Here is a 14,742-nt window from a genome sequence, read left to right as displayed (position 1 = left end):
TTAGCCATAGAGAAACGACACCGCCACCACCGCCGCGATCACCCCCACGATATCTGCTGTCAGTCCGGCCGCCAGGGCATGGCGGATGCGTCTCACCTGGACCGCCCCGAAGTAGACGGCCAGCACATAGAAGGTGGTTTCGGTCGAGCCCTGCAGGGTGGATACCAGGTAGCCGATGTAGCTGTCCGGACCGATTGCGGGGTCGTTGATGATGGAGGCCATCACCCCGTAGGCACCCGATCCGGAGAGCGGCCGCAGCAGTGCCATCGGTAACGCCTCGGCGGGCAGTCCGAACAGGCTGGTGAGCTGGCCGATCTGCCCCACCAGCCACTCCATGGCGCCGCTGGCCCGGAACATGCCGACCGCAACCAGGATGGCCACCAGATAAGGGATGATCTTCAGCGCCACCTGGAAGCCGTCCTTCGCCCCCTCGACAAAACTCTCGTAGATCGGCACCCTGCGCAGCATACCGAACAGCAGGAAACCGAGCATCAGTCCCGGCAGGATCCAGGGAGAGACGACCTGGCCATAGAGTACCATCAGCGGTATCAGCAGCAAAAAACCGATCAGTGCCGTCAGGGAGACCCAGGCCGGGTAACCGCTGCCTGCATCCTCCGCCAGCGCAATGTCCGGCTGCGCGTTGTTCTGCCCGGCTTCATCCGAATCTGCCGCTTGCCGCTCTACCGCTTCCCCGGTGAGCGGAAAAAACCGCCGATAGCCTTTGACCGCCAGAATCGCGGCCAGGGTCGAGCAGACTGTGGCGAACAAGGTGGTCGGCAGAATACCGGCCGGGTCGGCCGAGCCGGCCGAGGCCCGCAGGGCGATCACGCCGGTGGGCAGCAGGGTAATGCTTGAGGTGTTGATGGCGAGGAACAGCACCATCGAATCGGTTGCACTCCCCTTGCAGGGGTTCAGGCGGTCGAGCTCCTGCATCGCCTTGATGCCGAATGGCGTGGCGGCATTCCCCAGCCCCAGCATATTCGCCGACATGTTCAGGATCATTGCCCCCATGGCGGAGTGATCTGCCGGCACATCGGGAAACAGCCTGACCATCAACGGCCGGATCAGACGGGCCAGGATCTTCAGCAGGCCGCCCTGTTCGGCGATCTTCATCAGGCCGAGGAACAGCGCCATCACACCCACCAGGCCCAACGCCAGCTCCACCGCGCCGGTAGCCGAATCGATCAACGCCCGGGAGAGTGCATCCATGGGAGTGATATCGGCCGCGGGGAGGCTGAACTGCCGCCAGGCGGCGGTCAGAAAGGCAATAAGTACCAGCAGGAAAAAGACGACATTCATGGGAACGGTAGCGATTATTGTTAGGTTGCTACCGCTTATACGCGATGTATATAGCGGGGGCAACCAGGCGGGCGCATGGGATGATCTCTGCGAACTCGCGCATAGCGCCGGATCATGAGATTTACTACAGGGTGAGTTATAACTCAAGTTTCGGAGTTTAGTTCCAAACGTCGGGCGGGCCGCCCCCTTTCCGAGACACGCTGTAAATACGTCCCTGTACGCTCGGCGTCGGCATCCGTGCCTCCGACGGTCCCGGAAAGGGAGTAGCCCGCCCTGAACGACGCCTTGTGAACCCCAAAACTTGAGTTATAAAACCATCCCGATGGTCGGTGGCCGCGGATACGGGCGTGTTCTATCTTGGTGTCACTATACTGCGGATAAAACGGCGGATAGGTGGAAGCCGGTAGCGAGTGGGTATGGGGGAGGTCGCGGTGCCACCGGCTTCCGAAATCGTCAACGGGAGGCGTTCAACCGGGTGACCTTCCCATCCTGCAGCTCTATTTCAGCCAGCGCCTCCGGCCTTCCCTTGCAGGCCTGGATGATCAACTCCTTGTTTCTTGCCAGCACCAGCCCGAACTCTTCGGCGGCCTTCTCATCGACCCCGGGGATCACCTGCTCCAGCAAATGCGCGAACTGCTCGCCCAGCTCCAGCATCCGGTCATGGGCATCCGCCGTCTTTTTGTCTTCGAACATGCTGTTGTCCCGGTCACATTTCCACATTGCAATAACGGCCATAGTCTCTTCACCCTGCGCTGAACCTTAATGAAATCCCACCTACCGAGAGTCACGGAAGAACGGACGGGATTAATGACCCTTTAATCCCGACCGGTTCTGATCGACCCAGATCAGTCGGGTTTCGTTGAAGTCGGAGACATCATACAGAGAACTTATATAGAACGTCAAGCGGGATGTGCTCGTGAGCCGTGCCGCTTTATCCAATCGGCACCCGCCACTTTTATTTCAATTGCAACGAGTTTGTTGGAGAATAGCGCAATTACCCAGCAGAGCACCCGGAAACCGATATGCGATTCAACGGAACAGATACCTACGTGGCCACCGATGATCTGATGCTCGCCGTGAATGCCGCGATCCAGCTGGAGCGTCCGCTGCTGATCAAGGGTGAGCCGGGAACCGGCAAGACCATGCTGGCCGAAGAGGTGGCCAAGGCACTCGACCAGCCGCTGTTTCAGTGGCACATCAAATCCACCACCAAGGCGCAGCACGGGCTGTACGAGTACGATGCGGTCTCCCGGCTGCGCGATTCGCAACTGGGTGACGACCGGGTGCACGATATCGGCAACTACATCGTCAGGGGCAAGCTGTGGGATGCCTTTGCCCATGAAGGCCGTTCCGTGGTGCTGATCGATGAGGTGGACAAGGCGGATATCGAATTTCCCAATGACCTGCTACGGGAACTCGACCGCATGGAGTTTTATGTCTATGAAACCCAGCAGTTGATCAAGGCGAAACAGCGGCCGCTGATCATCATCACCAGCAACAATGAGAAAGAGCTGCCTGACGCCTTCCTGCGCCGCTGCTTCTTCCACTACATCCGCTTCCCCGACAAGACGACCATGGAACAGATCGTCGCGGTGCACTACCCGGACCTGAAAAAACAGCTGTTGCAACAGGCCCTGGAGGTGTTCTTCGAGCTGCGTGAGGTGCCCGGGCTGAAAAAGAAACCCTCCACTTCGGAACTGCTCGACTGGCTGAAGCTGCTGATGGCCGAGGACATCCCCCCGGAGGCGTTGCACAGCGGCGACCCGCGGCAGGCCATCCCGCCGCTGCACGGGGCGCTGCTGAAAAACGAGCAGGATGTCCATCTGTTCGAGCGCCTCGCCTTCATGCACCGTCGCAGCCGCTCCTGATCCGCCATGCTGGTTGAGTTCTTCTATCACCTGAAGGAGGCCGGACTGCCCGTCACCATCCGCGAGTTCCTGGATCTGCTGGCAGCCATGCAGGCGCGGGTCATCTTCTCCAGCGTGGACGATTTCTACTATCTCTCCCGCACCTGCCTGATCAAGGATGAGCGACTGTTCGATCGCTTTGACCAGGCCTTCGGCGGCTATTTCAAGGGGATTACCGATAGCGGGGAGAACATCACCGCCGCGATTCCCGAGGAGTGGCTGCGCAAGCAGCTGGAGAAATACCTCAGTGAAGAGGAGAAGCAAAAGCTCGATGCCATGGGCTGGCAGAAGCTGATGGAGACCCTGAAAAAACGCCTGGAGGAGCAGCGGGAAAGGCATCAGGGCGGCAGTAAATGGATCGGTACCGGCGGCACCTCCCCGTTCGGCGCCTACGGTTACAATCCGGAAGGGGTGCGGATCGGACAGGAGCGCTCACGTCATCGCAAGGCGGTGAAGGTGTGGGACAGACGCGAGTTCCGCAATCTGGACGATTCGGTGGAACTGGGCACCCGCAACATCAAGGTGGCGCTGAAACGGCTGCGCCGCTTCGCCCGCAGCGGCGCGCCGGAGGAGCTGGACCTGGAGGCCACCATCCGCTCCACCGCCCATCACGGCGGCCTGCTGGATCTGAAGATGGTGTCGGAGCGCCACAACAAGGCCAAGGTGCTGCTGTTTCTCGATGTCGGCGGCTCCATGGACGACCATGTCCAGGTCTGCGAGGAGCTGTTCTCGGCGGCCCACTCGGAGTTCAAGCACCTGGAGCACTTCTATTTCCACAACTGCGTCTACGAGGCGGTCTGGAAGGACAGCCGCACCCGTCGCTCCGAACCTCTCTCCACCTGGGACGTGATCCACACCTACGGCGCGGACTACCAGTTGATCTTTGTCGGCGACGCCACCATGAGTCCCTACGAGATCACCTATGCCGGCGGCTCGGTGGAGCACTGGAATCAGGAGACCGGCATGGTCTGGATGGGCCGGCTGCTCGGGGCCTACCCCAACGCCATCTGGATCAATCCGCAGCCGGAACATCAATGGCCCTACATCGATTCGATCCAGTTGCTGCGCGAGATCATGATGAACCGCATGTTTCCGCTGACCCTGGAGGGGCTGGAGCGAGGCATGAAACTGCTGAGCCAGTAACAACGTCAGGGATCCGGGGAAGTCGATTCATAAAAATGCAAATAATCGGCGATAAGCTTCGGACACCGGTAGCCCAAGGATTCGGGACGGTTGCGCCGTAATCGGCTATGCTTAAACCATTACAGAAAAACAAGGGGATCGCGGGGATCCGACCGTTGGCAAAGGTCTCACACCGACCCGTTCCGAACAGTTGACCGTTCCCTGTATCCACCAAAAAACACATTCTTAGTGGCTGGGTAATGCCGGCCCGTCAGGAAGTCCAATGTTAAAAAAGAGAGTAATTAACAAAGTAGTCAATAGCACCATCCGCCCCGCCTCCCACATGGCCGTCCTCTCCCGGCGGGAGATCGAACAACTGCGAGACGTCACCGGCACCGGCCTGCACCGGCTGTTCCGCAAATGCGCCCTGGCGGTGCTCAGTTCCGGCTCTCAGGTGGACAACTGCGAGGAGCTGATGTCCATGTACCCGGATTTCGATATCCAGGTCAGGGAGCGGCATCAGGGCATTGTGCTGGAGGTTTCCAACGCACCGGCGGAGGCGTTTGTTGACGATCAGCTGATTGAAGGTATCCGCTACCACCTGTTCTCGGTGCTGCGGGATATTCTCTACCTGCGCGACACCGCCAGCAATCACAAGCACCTTGCGCCCAACATGCAGATCAGTCACGAGATCTTCTACCGGCTGCGTCACGCCGGCGCCTTCCATCCCGGCAAGAAACCCAACACCGTGGTCTGCTGGGGTGGTCACGCCATCCCGGTCGAGGAGTACGACTATACCAAGGAGATCGGTTACTACCTGGGGCTGCGCGGGATTGACATCTGCACCGGCTGCGGCGCCGGCGCCATGAAGGGACCCATGAAGGGTGCGGCGATCGCCCATGCCAAACAGCGGCACACCAAGGGGCGGCATATCGGCCTGACCGAACCCGGCATCATCGCCGCGGAGGCACCCAACGCCATTGTCAATGAGCTGATCGTGATGCCCGATATCGAGAAGCGCCTGGAGGCCTTCATCCGCCTGGGGCATGTGCTGATCATCTTCCCCGGCGGGGTGGGCACCATGGAGGAACTGCTGTTCGTCCTCGGCGTGCTCTCTCATCCGGACAACCTCGACATCGAATTGCCTATCTTTCTCACCGGCCCGGAATCCTCCAGCGGTTATTTCGATTCGGTGATCCGCTTCATTGAGATGACCCTGGGCAGCACGGCGCTGAACCTGGTGAGAAAAGTGATCGGCAACCCCGGCCTGGTCGCCAAGCTGGTCAATGATGCCCTGCTGCATGTCACCAAGGAGCGACGCCAGCGCGATGACTCCTTCCACTACAACTGGTCGCTGCATATCGAACAGGAGTTTCAGGAACCCTTCGTGCCGGATCATGAATCCATGGCGAAACTGCAACTGTCCCGGGATCTGCCGACCCAGGAACTGGCGGCCAACCTGCGCCGCGCCCTCTCCGGCATCGTCACCGGCAATGTCAAGGAACCGGGCATCAACGCCATTCGCGAACGCGGTCCGTTCCAGATCACCGGCGAGCCGGAGCTGATGAACGCCATGGACGAGCTGCTGACCTCATTCACCCGTCAGGGACGGATGAAGGTCAAGGGCGACTATCTGCCCTGCTACGAGATCGTGAAGTCGGCCGAAGCGGCGACCCTGACCCGGGCCAGGGCTATTGAACCGGAGACCACACACTAGGAGTCTGTCGGGCCTGGCCGACAGACTCCTGGCGGTATCCTTACGAAACACCGATCAGATTCCGGCCACCCCGCTTGGCCTCGTATAACGCCTTGTCCGCGCGACGCAACAATGTATGCACCGATTCACCGTCATGCACCCGGTTCCGGAAGGTGGCCAAGCCGATACTGATGGTCATTTGCGAAGAGTGCATATCATTTCTGATCATCAACCTGCTGACCTTATCCTTCAACCGCTGCGCCAGTACCAGCGCCTCCGCATCACCGGTATCCGGCAGGGCTATGGCGAACTCATCCCCGCCCAAGCGGCCGAATATATCGACGACGCGGATCGTCTCCTGCGCGGCCCGGGTAAATCTCAGGATCGCTTCATCACCCAACGCATGCCCTCCCTGGTCATTGAGCTGTTTGAAATGATCGATGTCGATAATCATGAACGAAAGCGGTGTGCCATAGCGTTTTGAATAGGCCAGCTGGGAATCCACCTCCTCCATGAAATGACGCCGATTGAAAATACCCGTCAACGGGTCGGTGGAGGCCAACTCCTTGAGCTGCTGTTCCATCTGTTTGCGTTCCGAGATATCCATGCTGATACCGACAAATGCAACCAGCTCGTCCCGCTGATTCAGCACCGGGGCGATGGAGATGCTTTCCCAGTAATATTCACCGTTCTTGCGCCGATTCTCCAGCTCGCCCTGCCACGCCCGCTTGTCCTTGATGGCGCTCCAGAGTTCACGATAAAGCTTGCGGTCGGTCCTGCCGGACTTGAACATACTGGGAGTCTTACCGATCACCTCTTCCGGGCGATAGCCGGTGATCTTCTCAACGATCGGACTGACATACTCGATAATTCCGTTCGGGTCGGTGATCACCGTCAGTACCGGACTGTGGGTAATGGCCAGTGAGAGCTTCTGCAGTGCATCCCGCTGATTGAAGCGGCGGCATTCCGCACCCATCCGTTGACTCAGCAGCTCAAAAAAGAAACGAACTTCGGGTCGATCGTCCTGCGGTTTGTCGTCCAGGGCAAAGATATGCCCGATCACCTGCCGGTCTTCGCAATAGAATGCCTGTCCCCGATAACTTTCGACGCCCAGTTGGCGCAGCAGATCACAGGTACTGAAGGTTTGTTGAATATCTTCGGCATAGTAGACATGCGCATTCGCAGGGGCCGCCTGATAGACCCGTTCACAAGGGGAGCCGGCGATATCGAAACGAAAGCCCTGACCCAGGCCCTTGCCATCCCAGAACGCCACCACTTCAAGTTCGCCGGATTCCGGCCGACTGAAACCGACCCCGGCCCAACGGCATTCGCTGGCCACGGCAATCGCCTGAACGGCACGCCTGAAAAACTCGCCAGCACTATCCGCCTGTCCGGCAAGCAGTATGTGCGCCTGGTTAAACTGATCCATCGGGAGCTATCGCTACTGGGTTATGCATAAAGTTGGCATACTCTAGATAGGGTTTTTCCTGTCCGCAACACAAAACAGTAAAAAATTGGAGTCTTGCGAAAAAAACCCGGGAACACCCTTCTTTATTGTGAGAAGCACACTTGCTTTATTGACTTATCTCAATTTTTTTCAGCAATGCGCACCACCTAAAGTAAATACCCTCACCGGTATTTTACAAGGTAAAATGCTGGGTAATTATGACAATCAACCCGGGAGCACGGGCCTGCTTATGAAATTCAGCGATCTGAATATTGGCCAGCGATTTAGTTACAAAGGTATCGAGTTGGAGAAGAGCGGGCCGCTTCAGGCCACGGATACGACAACCGGCAAACCGAGATCGATCATGCGGGCGGCGACTGTCGATCTGCTGAACAGCCGGAGTGAAGGTAGTTCAAAGGAGGGCGGAAGTCTGGATCTGCTCAGGCAGGCGCTCGCCGCCTATCACCAGACCTGTCTCTCCCTGCTGCAGGCACCGGGAGAGGATCGGGTGACGGAGGTCGAAACCGCCTACCGGGAGATCCAGCAGGCGGTCGAATCTCTTTCACAAACTGTGGAACAGCGCACGCCCGTGGGGGGGACGTTCTTCATGAGCACGTTCCCCCCGCTACGCGGCCCTGAATCAAGGAACAACGAGGGACAGTTTTGTCGGGTGGGTTAGGCGCGCGCCGTAACCCACCGTTTGGCGGTCGGGATGTCGGTGGGTTACACAGCGCCCGGGTATTGTCGTAGTCTGAAAGTGTGGTGCCTGTGCGCCGCTAACCCACCCTACGAAACGAACGCCCTCGGTACTACGGAATTATTAGGCTGCATAGCGGTCGATGGAGAGCCCTTCGGTATCGATCTCGGGAATCTTGCGGCTGATCAGATCGGTCAACAGACGCCCCGAGCCGCAGGCCATGGTCCAGCCGAGGGTGCCGTGTCCGGTGTTGAGGTAGAGATTGGGGATGCGGGTGGCGCCGACACAGGGCGTGCCATCCGGCGTCATCGGGCGCAATCCGCACCAGAACTCGGTCCTGGAGAGATCGCCTCCTCGGGGAAACAGATCGGAGACGACAAACTTCACCGTCTCCCCGCGGCGCTCGTCCAGCCCCAGGTCATAGCCGGCCAGTTCCGCCGTGCCCGCCACCCGGATCCGCTCACCCAAACGGGTGATCGCCACCTTGTGGGTCTCGTCCATCAGGGTGGAGACCGGGGCCGCCGCGGCATCCACGATCGGCAGGGTGATGGAGTAGCCCTTGACCGGGTAGATCGGCACCTTGATGCCGACCGCCTTCAGCAACAGCGGCGAGTAACTCCCCAGCGCCATCACGTAACCGTCGCCGGTGAAGGTCCCGGCATCGGTCTCCACCCCGCTGATGTTGTCCTGCTCCATCAGCAGGCGGCGGATATTGACCCCCATACGGAACTCCACGCCGAGCCGTTCGGCCTCCCTGGCCAGACGCTGGGTAAACAGGAAACAGTCGCCGGTCTCATCGTTCACCAGCCGCAGCCCCCCTGACACCTTCTCCCTGGCGTGCACCAGGCCCGGCTCCACCGCCAGGCACCCTTCCCGATCCAGCAGCTCGTAGGGGACGCCATAGCGGTCGAGAATGGCCATGTCGGTCTGTGCGGCATCCAGCTGTTTCTGCGTACGGAACATCTGCAGGGTGCCACGACTGCGTTCGTCGTACTGAATCCCCGTTTCCGCACGCAGCTGCTTGATGGCATCGCGGCTGTATTCAGCCAGGCGTACCATGCGACCCTTGTTCTGTTCATAGCGTGCCGCGGTGCAGTTGCGCAGCATCCGCAGGCTCCAGGACCACAGCGCCGGGTCCAGCTGCGGGCGGATCACCAGCGGACTGTGTTTCATCATCAGCCACTTGATCGCCTTCAGCGGGATGCCCGGGGCGGCCCAGGGTGCCGAATAACCGGGAGAGACCTCACCGGCATTGGCAAAGCTGGTTTCCAGGGCCGCTTCCGGCTGTCGGTCGATCACCGTCACCTCGTGACCTTCCCGAGCCAGATAATAAGCGTTGGTTACGCCGATGACGCCACTGCCAAGAATAATCACCTTCATGGGTTTCCGCTCCGTGATGAAGTGCCTGTAAACAGCCAAAAGCATACGTGAAAGCGGTCGACAAGTGCTTGCAAAAACAGTCAACCAGAGGAGATAAAGCACAACTTTATGCTTTTTTTACTACATTAATTAGAATAATATGCTGGACATGAAACTGGATACGATAGATCGAAAGATCCTGAAGACGCTCCAGCTCGACGGACGGCTGACCAACGCCGAACTGGCGGAGCGGATCAATCTCTCCCCCTCCGCCTGCCTGAGACGGGTCAGGCAGCTGGAAGAGCGCGGGGTCATTGCAGGTTATGTGATGCTGGTGGATCCGCTGGCCATCGGTCGTCCCACCACCATTTTCGTCGAGATCACCTTGAACAGCCAGAGCGTCGAATGCCAGGAAGCCTTCGAGGCGGCGGTACGCAAGAACCCCGAAATCATGGAGTGTTATCTGATGACCGGCGAGGCGGATTATCTGCTACGGGTTGCCGCGGCCGGCACCACCGATTATGAGCGGCTGCACAGGCATCACCTTTCCCGTCTTCCCGGTGTTGCCCGGATCAAAACGGCCTTCGGCATTCGTACCGTGTGCAAGAGCACCGCCTATCCGCTGGAGTAGACGAGACGCACCAGCGCTTCCTTCGCCGTGGCGACCTTCCTGGTCGCCACGGCAGGGGTTTTATTTCAGGATGCAGTGCTGGGCAAAATCGGCAGCCTCGTTGGCTGTCCAGTCACCCTTCGGCTTTTCCTTCATGGCCAGACACCACTCTTCACTACCCACTTCCGGCGCACAGCCGGTAACCAGCAGCACCAACAATCCGGCCAACCCCATCAGAACGATTTTTTTTGCTTTTGGCATCGATGTACTCACTTATCTGGTCAATTTTCCGTCCGTACTATAGCACAGCCCCCACCGCAACCCGGGGCGATGCCAGGCTGAACCGCGCCCACAGAGATCAGGCAGATCGCCCGCCCGACTGAACGGGAGGTTTCAGATGCCTGCAGATTAATTTGTCCTCTAAATATATTTTTCCAACCATGTTATGATGGCCGCTGTTTTTTATAGCATTTTCAATAGATAGATTGAAAAATAAGCTTAACAATGGAGCATCATGACTTTAGTACACGAACCTATTAATCCACCCCATCAAATCAGCAATCCGCTCTCCTGGACAACCCGGGACTGGAAACAGGAGCTGCAGAACAATATTCGCAGTGTCGACGACCTTAAAGCGTTTATCGACCTCTCTGCTGAGGAGCAGCGCGATATCGAACAGGTGATCGAGGCGCATCCGATGAATATCCCGCGTTACTACCTCAACCTGATCAACCGGAATGATCCGAACGACCCGATCCGCAAGCTCGCGGTGCCGACGGGCGACGAACTGGTGGTGGCGGGCCAGATGGGCGCGACCACGGGCGATCCCTATGGGGACGACAAGCACGACAAGGGGAACGGCGTGCTGCACAAGTACGGCTACACCGCGCTGGTCGTCGCCACCGAGTACTGCTCAATGTATTGCCGTCACTGCTTCCGCAAGCGTCTGGTCGGCCTGCCGAACGACCAGACCGTGCAGAACTTCCGCGCCGCGGCGGAGTACATTGCGGCACACCCCGAGATAAGCAACGTGGTGGTCTCGGGCGGAGATCCGATGATGCTGCCCACCTCCATCATCCGCTCCATGCTGGATCGATTACGCTCAATCCCCCACCTCAACTTCGTGCGCATCGGCACCCGGGCGCCGGTGGTCTACCCGCTACGTTTCCAGGACGATGAACTGATCGAGTACCTGGCCGATTTCAATCGGGAGAAAACCCTCTACGTGCCGACCCACTTCAACCACCCGAACGAGATCACCGCAGAAGCGACTGAAGCGGTGGCACGGCTGCGCGGCACCGGTATCGCGGTCAATAATCAGGCGGTGCTGCTGCGCGGAATCAATGACGACGAAGAGACCCTGGTGCAGCTGATGAGTGGCCTGACCCGGATCGGCGTCAATCCCTACTACCTCTATCAATGCATGCCGGTGTCACGGGTGCGTCACCACTTCCAGGTGCCGCTGAAGCAGGGCGTGGACATGGTGGATCGGGCGCGCAGCCGCCTGGACGGCTACGCCAAACGCTTCAAGTTCATACTCGGTCACGATATCGGCAAGATCGAGATCTGCGGCCGCAGCGGCGACCATCTGATCCTCAAGCAGATCCACGCCCGCGCCGAAGAGCAGGACCAGGCCTCGCGGATCATGATTCGCCGGCTGAATGAGCAGGCGGGCTGGCTGGATGACATGGAGGAGATTGCGCTCTGATTTGGCCCGTTTTTCCCGGATTCCGCTACGCCAGGCCGGTGATTTTTTCAGTTGGGGTACTGGCGGCTGCATCCAGCCTACAAGGCTACGCTAATCCGACCTGCCCGAATTACGGTAGGTCGGGTTGGCCGAAGGCGCAACCCGACAGGCGGTGTTACGCTATTTCCCGCTGACCGCCTTCTGAATCAGGGGTATCAGGGGTTCCGGCAGTTTAAGCGCCCCGGAGAGGGCAAACTCCTGGGCCGCCGCGGACATCTTTGCCCAGGTCTTGCGGACGATATCGAGCCACTTCTCTTCGCTGTATTCGGGATGCTTTTCGGCAAATTCGAGCATGTAGTGTTCGATAAAGACCAGGTCCGCCACATCTTCCAGCAACTGGCTGTCCGGATTCACCTTCAGGGCCTTCTTGCCAACCGCCTTTTTTGCCCGCTCGATACTTGCCGCGTCGTAGCCCGCCTCGGCCATCAGCCGGCCGGCCGTCTCGGCATGAAATTTATACAGGCCGGTGCGCCACTGGAAGTAACCCTGACGTCCCTCTGGGTAGGAGTCCCGGGGGGTCTTCCAGCGCTGGATATGCTGCGCGCGGATCGCCAGTTTCATGGCATCGTCCGTCTCCGGCGCATAGCGCGCCAGCATCTCGGACATGCGGTGGGAGTAGAGCAACTCTTTCGGCCACTCCTTGCCCTCCACGGTTACTCGGTTGGGGTCTTCACTGTTCGCCTGATCAAACAGGGCCGTGGCTTTATCAAATTTTTGCTGCTCGGACATACTGCCTCCAAAACTTCATTAGGGGGCAATTATATACCGGATACGCAGGCGATTGGCAAAGCCGGCCTTGATAAATGGAATTACGGGCTAGGATCCCCCGTCGTCCCCCATCTGGGACTGCAGGTAGTTTTTAAGCCCGACCCGCTTGATCAATCCGAGCTGCTTCTCCAGCCAGTAGGCGTGATCCTCTTCCGTGTCATCCAGCATCACCTCCAGGATCTCACGGGTCTGATAATCCCGCTCCTCTTCACAGATGGCGATGGCCTTCTTCAGCGCGGCGACCACCTGGTACTCCACATCCAGGTCGTTTTGCAACATCTCTGGTACGGTTTTGCCGACATGGAGTTTCTCCTGATCGGAAAGATCGGGCACCCCTTCCAGAAACAGGATGCGTTTGATCAGGGAATCGGCGTGCCCGGTTTCGTCCTCCATCTCGTGATGGATACGCTCATAGAGCCGATGCAGACCCCAGTCGTCGTACATGCGGGAATGGATGAAATACTGGTCCCGAGCCGCCAGTTCACCCGCCAGCAGTTGTTGTAGCTGTTCCAGTACCCTTTTTTTGCCTTTCATTCTTTTTCTCCTCGGCGGTAGCCGCCTCAGGAAGCCATGGACTGCTGGTAGTTCTCCAGCCCGGTATGGGCAATCAGCCAGAGCTGGCTCTCCAGCCAGTCGATGTGTGCCTCTTCAGCCTCCAGGATATCCTCCAGCAGATCACGCGAAACAAAATCCTGCTCTGTCTCACACAGGGCGATCGCCCCCAGCAGCCCGGCGTGGAGGTCCGATACCAGCTGCAGATCACCCTGCAACATCTCCTCAACATCCTGGCCCAGCAACAGCTTGCCCAGGTCCTGCAGATTGGGCAGCCCCTCAAGAAACAGAATTCGCTCGATCAGCTCATCTGCCTGCTTCATCGCCTTGATGGACCACTTATAATCGTGTTCATTCAGTTCGCCAAGCCCCCAGTTGCCGAACATCCGCGCATGCAGAAAGAACTGGTTGATCGCCGTTAACTGACCCCGCAAGACACCGTTTAGCTCGGTTATTACCTGTTTGTCTCCCTTCATCTTATTCCCCCACTTACCTGACCATCCCCTAATTTATAGACCAAACCCGCCATCACACCAGCGATCAAGTAATTGACATATATCACTGGACAAATCACCTGATGTTAAATATATTATGAATCATTCTCATTTGCACTACTAGTGGAGCACCCGACCATGTATGTCTGCATTTGTCATGGCATCACCGACAAGGACATTCGTGCAGCCGCCCGTAATGGAGCCAACTCTATGGAGGCGCTGAGTGAACAGCTGAATGTCGCCACCTGCTGCGGTCGCTGCGCCGATTGCGCCCGTGCGGTGTTGCATGAAGCGATCCAGTCGCCGGCCTGTAGCCCCGATCACGCCAGGGCGGCCTGAGGGAAGACCCCATGAAGAGACGTATCCAGATTGGAGTCAGTAACAAGAGAGAACGCCCCTACTTCATTGACTGCATGGGTCGGCTACTCAGACGCAACCCGCTTTCGGGCCGTCACAGGCGCTGGAGAATCCTGCAAAAACTGGCCGACGATTCAGAGCATCAGAAAAGCTGAGCGGTAAGGGCCTGGAATGAAATAACTGCCGCATATTGCGCCGGTTTTTTTTAACTTGAAGGGGCGTTTGCCTTCAAGGCCGCTCCTGGGCATCCCTGCCCCCGCGGCATTAGTGAATCCCTTCACGTCGCACGGCAAGGCGCGCATAGTCGTTCTATTTAAGTCTTGCCGTAACGCAGAAGGCGGACGAAAAGACCAGCAAGATGTAACTGTTATTTATTGACAGGTCCTAAATACACCTCCCAGACCCTGCGCTTTCCAGGGTTTGGCCCCTGCCGCGGGTGATCTACCCTCTTAGGTATGAGCAGCGACTTTATCGAGCGGAAATACCGGATGAGCCAGGATGAGGCCCTGCACTCGCCCTGTGTGCGTATGTGCACCCTGGATGACGATGATGTCTGTCTCGGCTGCGGGCGTTCACTCGAAGAGATCAAAGGCTGGGCCGCCTTTAGCGAGAGTACCCGTGCCGCTCTGCTGCTGCGGTGCCGCGAGCGGCTGGCGGCACGCCCCCGGTTTGGCGACTGGTAACCTG

General features: G+C 58.5%; 16 protein-coding genes. 8 read left to right on the top strand and 8 right to left on the bottom strand.

The window, feature by feature from the left end; translation table 11 throughout:
• Together O9K64_RS12625 and O9K64_RS12620 are read right to left on the bottom strand one after the other, a co-directional pair.
• A complete protein-coding gene (locus O9K64_RS12625; protein WP_275098433.1) occupies nucleotides 1–1,299 on the bottom strand; it encodes a nucleoside recognition domain-containing protein in 1,299 nt (432 codons plus the stop codon).
• A gap of 453 nt (nucleotides 1,300–1,752) precedes the next feature.
• Nucleotides 1,753–2,034 carry a YebG family protein gene (locus O9K64_RS12620; RefSeq protein WP_275098432.1) on the bottom strand — a complete coding sequence of 94 codons (282 nt, stop codon included), beginning with the start codon at nucleotides 2,032–2,034 and terminating at the stop codon, nucleotides 1,753–1,755.
• Nucleotides 2,035–2,321: 287 nt separating this feature from the next.
• Between O9K64_RS12620 and O9K64_RS12615 the strand changes: the two genes are divergently transcribed.
• From O9K64_RS12615 to ppnN, 3 genes are all read left to right on the top strand, one after another.
• The gene (locus O9K64_RS12615; protein WP_275098431.1) at nucleotides 2,322–3,167 is read left to right on the top strand and encodes an AAA family ATPase; all 846 of its coding nucleotides are present in this window, start codon (nucleotides 2,322–2,324) and stop codon (nucleotides 3,165–3,167) included.
• A gap of 6 nt (nucleotides 3,168–3,173) precedes the next feature.
• Nucleotides 3,174–4,349, top strand: coding sequence for a vWA domain-containing protein (locus O9K64_RS12610; protein WP_275098430.1), 1,176 nt, complete (start codon nucleotides 3,174–3,176; stop codon nucleotides 4,347–4,349).
• Nucleotides 4,350–4,611: 262 nt separating this feature from the next.
• Nucleotides 4,612–6,045 (top strand): nucleotide 5'-monophosphate nucleosidase PpnN, encoded by a 1,434-nt coding sequence (gene ppnN / locus O9K64_RS12605; protein WP_275098429.1) that lies wholly within the window; start codon nucleotides 4,612–4,614, stop codon nucleotides 6,043–6,045.
• Between the two features lie 40 nt (nucleotides 6,046–6,085).
• Here ppnN and O9K64_RS12600 read toward each other — a convergent pair whose 3' ends face one another.
• Entirely contained in the window at nucleotides 6,086–7,453 is a 1,368-nt protein-coding gene (locus tag O9K64_RS12600; protein WP_275098428.1) for a diguanylate cyclase, read from the bottom strand.
• A gap of 268 nt (nucleotides 7,454–7,721) precedes the next feature.
• Here O9K64_RS12600 and O9K64_RS12595 point away from each other — a divergent pair, with 268 nt between their 5' ends.
• Nucleotides 7,722–8,150, top strand: coding sequence for a hypothetical protein (locus O9K64_RS12595; protein ID WP_275098427.1), 429 nt, complete (start codon nucleotides 7,722–7,724; stop codon nucleotides 8,148–8,150).
• A 141-nt stretch (nucleotides 8,151–8,291) separates the two neighbouring features.
• On the opposite strand, the gene O9K64_RS12590 is transcribed toward O9K64_RS12595, so the two are convergent.
• Nucleotides 8,292–9,548, bottom strand: a complete 1,257-nt coding sequence (locus O9K64_RS12590) for a D-amino acid dehydrogenase (protein ID WP_275098426.1) — start codon at nucleotides 9,546–9,548, stop codon at nucleotides 8,292–8,294.
• A 139-nt stretch (nucleotides 9,549–9,687) separates the two neighbouring features.
• Between O9K64_RS12590 and O9K64_RS12585 the strand changes: the two genes are divergently transcribed.
• A complete protein-coding gene (locus tag O9K64_RS12585; protein ID WP_335342288.1) occupies nucleotides 9,688–10,158 on the top strand; it encodes an Lrp/AsnC family transcriptional regulator in 471 nt (156 codons plus the stop codon).
• Nucleotides 10,159–10,218: 60 nt separating this feature from the next.
• Here O9K64_RS12585 and O9K64_RS12580 read toward each other — a convergent pair whose 3' ends face one another.
• Nucleotides 10,219–10,398, bottom strand: a complete 180-nt coding sequence (locus tag O9K64_RS12580) for a DUF3012 domain-containing protein (RefSeq protein ID WP_335342287.1) — start codon at nucleotides 10,396–10,398, stop codon at nucleotides 10,219–10,221.
• Between the two features lie 253 nt (nucleotides 10,399–10,651).
• Between O9K64_RS12580 and O9K64_RS12575 the strand changes: the two genes are divergently transcribed.
• Nucleotides 10,652–11,845, top strand: coding sequence for a KamA family radical SAM protein (locus O9K64_RS12575; protein WP_275098425.1), 1,194 nt, complete (start codon nucleotides 10,652–10,654; stop codon nucleotides 11,843–11,845).
• Nucleotides 11,846–12,004: 159 nt separating this feature from the next.
• Here the strand turns inward: O9K64_RS12575 and O9K64_RS12570 are convergent, their stop codons facing one another.
• The 3 genes from O9K64_RS12570 to bfr (O9K64_RS12560) form a co-directional block, all read right to left on the bottom strand.
• Nucleotides 12,005–12,613 carry a DUF4202 domain-containing protein gene (locus O9K64_RS12570; RefSeq protein ID WP_275098424.1) on the bottom strand — a complete coding sequence of 203 codons (609 nt, stop codon included), beginning with the start codon at nucleotides 12,611–12,613 and terminating at the stop codon, nucleotides 12,005–12,007.
• A gap of 87 nt (nucleotides 12,614–12,700) precedes the next feature.
• Nucleotides 12,701–13,186 carry a bacterioferritin gene (gene bfr, locus O9K64_RS12565; protein ID WP_275098423.1) on the bottom strand — a complete coding sequence of 162 codons (486 nt, stop codon included), beginning with the start codon at nucleotides 13,184–13,186 and terminating at the stop codon, nucleotides 12,701–12,703.
• Nucleotides 13,187–13,212: 26 nt separating this feature from the next.
• Nucleotides 13,213–13,680 (bottom strand): bacterioferritin, encoded by a 468-nt coding sequence (gene bfr / locus O9K64_RS12560; protein ID WP_275098422.1) that lies wholly within the window; start codon nucleotides 13,678–13,680, stop codon nucleotides 13,213–13,215.
• A gap of 156 nt (nucleotides 13,681–13,836) precedes the next feature.
• Between bfr (O9K64_RS12560) and O9K64_RS12555 the strand changes: the two genes are divergently transcribed.
• Together O9K64_RS12555 and O9K64_RS12550 are read left to right on the top strand one after the other, a co-directional pair.
• The gene (locus O9K64_RS12555; RefSeq protein WP_275098421.1) at nucleotides 13,837–14,037 is read left to right on the top strand and encodes a bacterioferritin-associated ferredoxin; all 201 of its coding nucleotides are present in this window, start codon (nucleotides 13,837–13,839) and stop codon (nucleotides 14,035–14,037) included.
• Between the two features lie 473 nt (nucleotides 14,038–14,510).
• Nucleotides 14,511–14,738, top strand: a complete 228-nt coding sequence (locus O9K64_RS12550; RefSeq protein ID WP_275098420.1) for a DUF1289 domain-containing protein — start codon at nucleotides 14,511–14,513, stop codon at nucleotides 14,736–14,738.
• Nucleotides 14,739–14,742 lie beyond the last annotated feature (4 nt).

It is taken from the genome of Sedimenticola hydrogenitrophicus (assembly GCF_029017505.1).
Classification (GTDB): domain Bacteria; phylum Pseudomonadota; class Gammaproteobacteria; order Chromatiales; family Chromatiaceae; genus Sedimenticola; species Sedimenticola hydrogenitrophicus_A.
Note: the sequence above shows the minus strand (reverse complement) of the source record. Positions and strands in the feature narration are given on the sequence as shown.

What these genes read in the sequence shown, in the direction of transcription:
- O9K64_RS12570 (WP_275098424.1), bottom strand. Translation starts at nt 12,613, where the DNA reads ATGTCCGAGCAGCAAAAATTTGATAAAGCCACGGCCCTGTTTGATCAG.
- O9K64_RS12595 (WP_275098427.1), top strand. Translation starts at nt 7,722, where the DNA reads ATGAAATTCAGCGATCTGAATATTGGCCAGCGATTTAGTTACAAAGGT.
- O9K64_RS12590 (WP_275098426.1), bottom strand. Translation starts at nt 9,548, where the DNA reads ATGAAGGTGATTATTCTTGGCAGTGGCGTCATCGGCGTAACCAACGCT.
- O9K64_RS12575 (WP_275098425.1), top strand. Translation starts at nt 10,652, where the DNA reads ATGACTTTAGTACACGAACCTATTAATCCACCCCATCAAATCAGCAAT.
- bfr (WP_275098423.1), bottom strand. Translation starts at nt 13,186, where the DNA reads ATGAAAGGCAAAAAAAGGGTACTGGAACAGCTACAACAACTGCTGGCG.
- O9K64_RS12610 (WP_275098430.1), top strand. Translation starts at nt 3,174, where the DNA reads ATGCTGGTTGAGTTCTTCTATCACCTGAAGGAGGCCGGACTGCCCGTC.
- O9K64_RS12580 (WP_335342287.1), bottom strand. Translation starts at nt 10,398, where the DNA reads ATGCCAAAAGCAAAAAAAATCGTTCTGATGGGGTTGGCCGGATTGTTG.
- O9K64_RS12620 (WP_275098432.1), bottom strand. Translation starts at nt 2,034, where the DNA reads ATGGCCGTTATTGCAATGTGGAAATGTGACCGGGACAACAGCATGTTC.
- O9K64_RS12615 (WP_275098431.1), top strand. Translation starts at nt 2,322, where the DNA reads ATGCGATTCAACGGAACAGATACCTACGTGGCCACCGATGATCTGATG.
- O9K64_RS12625 (WP_275098433.1), bottom strand. Translation starts at nt 1,299, where the DNA reads ATGAATGTCGTCTTTTTCCTGCTGGTACTTATTGCCTTTCTGACCGCC.
- O9K64_RS12585 (WP_335342288.1), top strand. Translation starts at nt 9,688, where the DNA reads ATGCTGGACATGAAACTGGATACGATAGATCGAAAGATCCTGAAGACG.
- bfr (WP_275098422.1), bottom strand. Translation starts at nt 13,680, where the DNA reads ATGAAGGGAGACAAACAGGTAATAACCGAGCTAAACGGTGTCTTGCGG.
- O9K64_RS12550 (WP_275098420.1), top strand. Translation starts at nt 14,511, where the DNA reads ATGAGCAGCGACTTTATCGAGCGGAAATACCGGATGAGCCAGGATGAG.
- O9K64_RS12600 (WP_275098428.1), bottom strand. Translation starts at nt 7,453, where the DNA reads ATGGATCAGTTTAACCAGGCGCACATACTGCTTGCCGGACAGGCGGAT.
- O9K64_RS12555 (WP_275098421.1), top strand. Translation starts at nt 13,837, where the DNA reads ATGTATGTCTGCATTTGTCATGGCATCACCGACAAGGACATTCGTGCA.
- ppnN (WP_275098429.1), top strand. Translation starts at nt 4,612, where the DNA reads ATGTTAAAAAAGAGAGTAATTAACAAAGTAGTCAATAGCACCATCCGC.